Here is an 867-nt window from a genome sequence, read left to right as displayed (position 1 = left end):
CGCTTCGGAAGGGCGTCGCGAGAGACCTTCATAAGATCTTCAGAATTCCGCCGGGTCGATCTTCACAGAGCCACATGAGCCTTGGTCTCGAAGCAGTTCGGGATGCGGCCCCCCGCATACCGGGCCCACCACGACAGGCCGGCCTCGAAGGGAACCTCCCAGCGATGATCACTTCCGAAGCGACGCGACCGGGCACAACCAATGTCGCTACCCGATCCGCCGCGGGCGTCGTGGCAGCCGTGGCGGCTGTCGCGACAGCCGTCGCGGTCGGGGCGGCGTGGGCGCTACCGGACCTGCCCGGCGAGGGCTCGGTCGCGATGACCCACTACATGCAACTGCTCGCCACCAACCAGCCGTGGAACCTGCTGATATTCATGGCGGTCCCGGTGATCCTGGCCGAGACGGTCGCGGTCAGCGAACTGGCCATCCTGTTCAACAGGGCCAGCACGCCATCATGGGTACGCTCGCTCAACCGGTGGGCCGGCCTGCTCGGCGGCGTGTACTTCGTCGGCGTCTTCGGCTACCTGCTCGTGCACGCCGTGATACCGCTGACCACGGACGGTGGCTGGCGGGGACCGGCCGACATCATCGCCGTCGGGGCATACCTGTCCGGCGTCATCCCCCTGTTCGGCATCGCCCTGCTCGAATTCGGTGTCCTCGGTCGCGGACGGGACGAGACCGCTCGACTGAAGCTGCACGCCGCGCTGGTGGGCCTGTTCCTCATCGTCGCCCACCTCGCAATGATCTTCGGCATGCTCGACCCGACCCTGCTCGGCTGGCACACCGCCGGCCACGCCGGCATGCAGATGTGACATAGACATCCGACCTACCGCGGACGGCGGGCGTGGCAGTGACCACGTCCGCCGC

General features: G+C 67.5%; 1 protein-coding gene. It reads left to right on the top strand.

Going from position 1 to position 867, the window contains the following annotated elements; all coding sequences use genetic code 11:
- Window positions 1-239: 239 nt before the first annotated feature.
- The gene (locus ABD211_RS33040) at window positions 240-812 is read left to right on the top strand and encodes a DUF6803 family protein (RefSeq protein ID WP_344140451.1); all 573 of its coding nucleotides are present in this window, start codon (window positions 240-242) and stop codon (window positions 810-812) included.
- Window positions 813-867 lie beyond the last annotated feature (55 nt).

The sequence above is a fragment of the Luedemannella flava genome, from assembly GCF_039528515.1.
GTDB classification, from domain to species: domain Bacteria; phylum Actinomycetota; class Actinomycetes; order Mycobacteriales; family Micromonosporaceae; genus Luedemannella; species Luedemannella flava.
The sequence above is the reverse complement of the archived record's forward strand: the minus strand, read 5'-3'. Positions and strand labels throughout refer to the sequence as shown.